A 5621-nucleotide genomic window follows, 5' to 3' on the forward strand; every position below is an offset into this window, starting at 1 on the left:
ATATATTCCTCGGCAATTTTCGTTTGTAAATAGTTGATAATATTTTATAGGCTCACATGCTAAAGATAAGTTTAAGTACAATTTTTTACTGCCCACTACCATTATCCCCTTCTATCATTTCTTACTTTCAAGCAGATACTTTTCTATGAAATCTAAAGGGATATCCACAGAATTAAAGTAGAAATGATATTTTACATTTTTAAAAAAACGTCCATTATTTTTCTCATCATGAAATATTTTACAACTATATTTCTAATTAAAGCCACCTTATACCTAAAGGTAGCTTATGAACTTTCTATGATTTACTATTCTAACAGATTATGATCCTTATATTTTAAATAACCATATCGTAACGATATGTATTAAATATAGATAAACTATAATAATGTCACTATAGTACTTTTAACTAGCAATATAAGTAACTTTAAATCATAACGGTGTTGTTAGTAAACTTATCCCGCTCTAGAGGATAAGTTATTAACAGGGTAGTGGGATCAAACTGTGTCTGCTCTTGATCAGGATGTGTAATCAAATTAGTTTTGATTATGACATACAACAAAGTATGGCAATAGTGTAATAAAACCATTGCCATCTTCTTAAAACTATCTCTTCAACAAAAACACACTCCAAATGTGCAAAATATATATCCCAACACAAGGCATTCTTCTCAAAATTTTGGAGAATTAAACCCTCTCACTATCCTCAAACTTATCAAGCAACCCACGCACTTCATCAGTCGACTTCGTGCTCATCAATTGATTTCTCAATTCAGCAGCCCCAGGGAAGCCTTTTACATAAATTTTGAAGAAGCGGTGAAGCCCTGTGATTGAGCGTGGCAGTACTTCTGCATATTGATCTTGAAGATCAAGTTGTAGTCTTAAAAGATCTAGATGTTCTTTACTGCTATGTTCTCTTGGCTCTTTTTCAAACGCAAATGGATTTTTGAAGATGCCTCGTCCGATCATTACGCCATCAATGCCGTATTTTTCAGCAAGTTCCAGTCCCATTTTACGATCAAGGATGTCTCCATTGATTGTTATTAACGTATTGGGTGCAATGCGGTCACGTAATTTTTTAATTTCCGGAATTAGTTCCCAGTGCGCATCTACTTGGCTCATTTCTTCTCTTGTGCGTAAATGAATAGAAAGGTTTGCAATATCTTGTTTGAAAATGTGCGTTAACCAATCTTCCCACTCGCTTAACTCTTTAAAGCCAAGTCGTGTTTTTACGCTGACAGGCAGTCCACCCGCTTTTGCTGCTTGGATAAGTTCTGCTGCAACGTCTGGACGTAGAATAAGGCCACTACCTTTCCCTCTTGATGCAACGTTCGGTACTGGGCAACCCATATTAATATCGATGCCTTTAAATCCTAGTTCTGCCATACCGATACTCATTTGACGGAAGTATTCGGGATTGTCTCCCCAAATATGTGCTACCATCGGTTGTTCGTCTTCTGTAAAAATTAAACGGCCACGTACACTTTTCATACCTTCTGGATGGCAATAGCTATCCGAGTTTGTAAACTCTGTGAAGAATACGTCCGGACGACCAGCTTCACTTACTACGTGACGGAAAACAACGTCTGTCACATCTTCCATTGGTGCAAGTACGAAAAATGGTCGTGGTAATTCACGCCAAAAATTATCTATCATTTTAAATTCAAATCCTCTCACTATGAATACAATTTCAAAATCTCAATTTATAATTTGTGAAAATCAGCAATATTTATTTTAACTAAAATCGCTTATGAATGGTATTTTTGTAAACCAAAAAGCAGATGGTATAGATTTTCCTATATCAACTGCTTTCCTATTATACTAACTTAAGCCAAGCGACACACTCTACGTGAGTCGTATGCGGGAACATATCAACAGGTTGTACTTCCTGTGTTTTATATCCGCCTTCTTCTAGTACTTTTAAATCACGTGCTAATGTTGCTGGGTTACATGATACGTATACGACGCGTTTTGGCTTCATGTCGATGATTGTGTTTAGTAATGCTTCGTCACAGCCTTTACGCGGTGGGTCTACGACCATTGTGTCAGCAATTACGCCTTCTTTGTACCATTTTGGAATGACTACTTCTGCTTCTCCTACCCCAAATTCAGCGTTTGTCATGTTGTTTAGTGCTGCATTTCGGTTTGCGTCTTCAATTGCTTCTGGGACGATTTCAACGCCGTACACTTTTTTCGCTTTTTGCGCTAGGAATAACGAGATTGATCCGATTCCGCAATAGGCATCAATTACTGTTTCGTTACCGTTTAATTTTGCGTATTCTAACGTTTTATCGTATAGCACTTTCGTTTGTTCTGGGTTTACTTGATAGAATGAACGTGCTGAAATCGCAAATTTAATGTCACCGATAAAGTCATAAATATATTCTGATCCGTACAGTACTGTCGTTTTATCTCCGAAGATTACATTCGTACGCTTCGTATTTACGTTTTGAACAATGGATTTTACTTCTGGGAATTTCGCTGCAATTTCTTCAATGATTGCGTTTTTGTTCGGCAATTCTGCTGTACGTGTAATGAAGACAAGCATAATTTCCCCTGTTACTTGTCCGTAACGAGCCATTACGTGACGAAGTGTTCCTTTGTTACGCTCTTCGTTGTACGCAGTGATACCGTGCTTTTCACAAATACGTTTTACTTCTTGAATTAATGTATCGTTTTCTTCTGCCTGAATTAAGCATGATTCCATATTAATGATGTCATGCGTTCCTTGGCGATAGAAACCAGCTACAAGTCCGCCTTCACGTTCTCCGATTGGTACTTGTGCTTTATTGCGATATACCCACGGATTTTCCATGCCAAGTACAGGATGAACAGGAACATCACCTAGTCCTCCGATACGTTGCATAACGTCACGTACTTGTTTTTCTTTCGCTTGTAATTGTCCTTCATAAGTTAAGTGCTGAAGCTGACAACCGCCGCACTGATTATATACTGGACATTCAGCATCTTTACGATATGGACTTTCTGTATGAAGCTTCATTAAACGACCAAATGCGAAGTTTTTCTTCACTTTAATAATTTTAATTTGCGCTTCTTCACCTGGTAATCCGTTTTTAACGAAAATAGGATAGCCCTTTACTTTCGCAACACCGGCACCATCATGTGTTAAATCTTCAAATACTACATCTATAAACTCGTTTTTCTCAACTGGTGGCGTCATTTTAGTACTCATTTTCCGACCTCTCTTTTTCATAACACTGCGTTACATTTTATCATACTTATATGGTCTTTTTCTATTGGAAGAAAAAAAGCTATTGACGATAGTTCTCTGTTAATGTTACGCTACTACTAATTTAATACGGACGATGTTACCTCATATATACTTGATAATATGGATCGAGAGTTTCTACCCGGCAACCTTAAATTGCTGGACTATGGGGAAAACTAATGAATATTAGCCTATGCGCAAAAAAGGACTCATATTGATTAGCTTTCTCTCATAGATGAAAGTGAATCCATATGGGTCTTTTTTTATTTTTATTTTTCTAAAAGGTCAGACATCTTACGTATGACATAAAACCTCATTCCTTTATTTTTAGTAATATAACGAGCGTTTTATGTACAAACTTTATACGAACTTCTGAAAGGGGCAACTACATGCAATATGTAATGAGCATTATCGGTATTCTTGCCGTGTTAGGTTTATGTTTTGCTTTGTCAAACAACAAAAGTAAAATCAACTTCCGTGCAATTGCAATTATGATTGGTTTCCAAATTTTAATCGGTTGGTTTATGTTTGCTACAAAGATTGGTCAACAAATCATTATTTTCATTAGTAAAGTTTTCAACAAACTAATTAAACTTGGTACGACAGGTGTCGATTTTCTCTTTAATGGAATTCACAGAGATTTTGTCTTTTTCTTAAACGTATTACTAATTATCGTATTTTTCTCAGCACTACTTTCAATCTTTAGTTATTTAGGTGTTTTACCATTCATCGTTCGCGTTGTCGGCGGTGCTATTTCAAAAATTACTGGTTTACCACGCGTTGAGTCATTCCACGCAGTAAACTCTGTATTCTTCGGTTCAAGTGAAGCATTAATCGTTATTAAAAACGATTTACAGCATTTCAATAAAAACCGTATGTTTATCATTTGTTGTTCTGCGATGAGCTCCGTTTCTGCTTCTGTTACAGCATCATACGTAATGATGTTAGATGCAAAATACGTACTAGCAGCTCTTCCGCTAAATTTATTCTCAAGCTTAATCGTTTGTTCGTTATTAACACCAGTTGATACGAAGAAAGAAGATGAAGTGATTCAAAAATTTGATAGAACTCTATTCGGGGACAGCTTTATCGGTGCAATGATTAACGGTGCGCTTGATGGTTTAAAAGTAGCTGGTATCGTTGCCGCATTAATGATCGCCTTTATCGGTGTGATGGAAGTTGTAAACTACGTAATTAGTGCAGCTTCAGGCGCAATGGGACATGCCATTACTTTACAACAAATCTTCGGTTACGTACTTTCTCCATTCGCATTCTTAATGGGTATTCCAACTCAAGATATTATCCCAGCTGGTGGTATTATGGGTACGAAGATTGTTTTAAATGAGTTTGTAGCAATCCTTGATTTAAAAGACACAGCTACAACATTAGCTCCACGTACAGTTGGAATCGTTACAGTATTCTTAATTAGCTTCGCAAGTATTAGCCAAATTGGTGCAATCGTTGGTACAATCCGTGCCCTTTCTGAAAAACAAGGAAGCGTTGTTTCTAAATTTGGTTGGAAAATGCTATTTGCATCAACACTTGCTTCTATTTTATCTGCGACAATCGCTGGATTGTTTATTTAATAAAAAATCACCTTACTTTAACGAGTAAGGTGATTTTTTTGATTCTTTATGAAACCGAGTGAAATTCAACTGCTTCTTCTGTATTGATAATCCTATCTTTATATATACCTTTTATTGAAATGTAAATGATAGATTTGTTTATGTTTTTTAACTTTCCTAATGAAAAATGATAAAGCAATCCATCGCTTTTTAAAGTCCACATCTTCCCACTCCATGGACCAGTAGCTTTTTGTTCATCCGACGCCTTGATTTCACCTTCATATTCGCATTCTCCCAAAGGAGTTTTAATTGTATTCTTCTCTGTATCAATTCGAATATTTTTAATTAGATTCAAATTTTCATCAGAGAGAATTTGAATTTCATGATCTTTCTTTTTAAAAAAGAGTTTTCCGTCTTTCGTATTTATATATTCTGCATTATCCATTTTATCTATCATAAAATCATATTCTTCTTTTGTAATACCTAAGTTTTGATGATAAGGAAACGTTTTTTTCGGTATAATTTCTTCTTCGGCATACTTCAAATACCAATCTAAATTATTTGTAATACTATCGCTCATTTTATTTCCGATTTTCTCTAATTTCTCTTTTATCTCATAAGGAAATTCAAGTGTCATAATATCCGCCGTCACTTCCGCATTCATAAGATGCGATGGAATATACTCTTCCACGCTATTCGCTTTACTCACTTCACTTTGACAACCAACTATAAATAGCGATATGAAAAAGATATATATTATTTTTTTATATTTCATTTCTATTCTCCACTCCATACATTATTCTTACTTAGTTTTATAGCGGTTTTCATTAT

4 protein-coding genes and 1 riboswitch are annotated in these 5621 nt (G+C 35.5%); of the genes, 1 reads left to right on the forward strand and 3 read right to left on the reverse strand.

What is annotated here, in order from left to right:
* Positions 1-683: 683 nt before the first annotated feature.
* Both ABWK52_RS12475 and rlmD read right to left on the reverse strand, forming a co-directional pair.
* Positions 684-1652 (reverse strand): tRNA dihydrouridine synthase, encoded by a 969-nt coding sequence (locus tag ABWK52_RS12475; RefSeq protein ID WP_097820929.1) that lies wholly within the window; start codon positions 1650-1652, stop codon positions 684-686.
* A 160-nt stretch (positions 1653-1812) separates the two neighbouring features.
* Positions 1813-3189: a 23S rRNA (uracil(1939)-C(5))-methyltransferase RlmD gene (gene rlmD, locus ABWK52_RS12480; RefSeq protein WP_003311736.1), complete on the reverse strand. Its 1377-nt coding sequence runs from the start codon at positions 3187-3189 to the stop codon at positions 1813-1815.
* A 121-nt stretch (positions 3190-3310) separates the two neighbouring features.
* A riboswitch (purine riboswitch) is annotated at positions 3311-3412 on the forward strand.
* Positions 3413-3614: 202 nt separating this feature from the next.
* Between rlmD and ABWK52_RS12485 the strand changes: the two genes are divergently transcribed.
* Positions 3615-4811 (forward strand): NupC/NupG family nucleoside CNT transporter, encoded by a 1197-nt coding sequence (locus ABWK52_RS12485; protein ID WP_001200489.1) that lies wholly within the window; start codon positions 3615-3617, stop codon positions 4809-4811.
* A gap of 46 nt (positions 4812-4857) precedes the next feature.
* Here the strand turns inward: ABWK52_RS12485 and ABWK52_RS12490 are convergent, their stop codons facing one another.
* Entirely contained in the window at positions 4858-5565 is a 708-nt protein-coding gene (locus ABWK52_RS12490) for a hypothetical protein (RefSeq protein ID WP_097995236.1), read from the reverse strand.
* Positions 5566-5621: the final 56 nt, after the last annotated feature.

Origin of the sequence: Bacillus sp. AP50, assembly GCF_040492675.1 — a bacterium.
Classification (GTDB): domain Bacteria; phylum Bacillota; class Bacilli; order Bacillales; family Bacillaceae_G; genus Bacillus_A; species Bacillus_A cereus.